A 683-nucleotide genomic window follows, 5' to 3' on the forward strand; every position below is an offset into this window, starting at 1 on the left:
CCATTATTCAAAGATATACTTTTGGTTTTATTAAAAAATAAAAAAGACGTGTAGCGAGTACACGTCTTTTTCGGAGAATGATCCTTATTGCTTATATTCGCTGCCGTCTGCACGGAAAAGTTTTGGCTGTTCGCCTTTTTCCACGACCTCTTTATTGATGACGACTTTTGCTACACCTTTCAAATCCGGTAGGGCGTACATGGTGTCCAAGAGGCAACGTTCGACGATAGAGCGCAGGCCGCGCGCACCGGTTTTACGTTCCATCGCCAGTTTGGCGATGCTGCGCAAGGCATCTTCTTCAAACTCAAGGCCGACATCTTCCATTGCAAACAAGGTTTGATATTGTTTGACTAAGGCGTTTTTCGGTTCGGTCAAAATGTTGACCAAAGCATCTTCGTCCAATTCTGCCAATGTGGCAATCACGGGCAGACGGCCGATAAGCTCGGGAATCAAACCGAATTTAATTAAGTCTTCAGGCTCGACTGTTTCAAACAGGGCTGAAATATCGGCGTTTTCATCTTTGCTGTGCACCGCCGCACCAAAGCCGATACCACCTTTTTCAGTACGTTGGCGGATGACTTTTTCCAAGCCGGCAAATGCACCGCCGCAGATAAAGAGGATGTTGGTGGTATCAACGTTGATGAATTCTTGGTTCGGATGTTTGCGGCCGCCTTGCGGAGGAA

1 protein-coding gene is annotated in these 683 nt (G+C 46.9%); it reads right to left on the reverse strand.

Annotated features, from left to right (window positions below; all coding sequences use genetic code 11):
• Nucleotides 1-84: 84 nt before the first annotated feature.
• On the reverse strand, nucleotides 85-683 hold a 599-nt coding region (locus ACTHUM_RS16900; protein ID WP_440403542.1), incomplete at its 5' end, for an AAA family ATPase.

Source organism: Neisseria sp. P0021.S006, assembly GCF_051956895.1.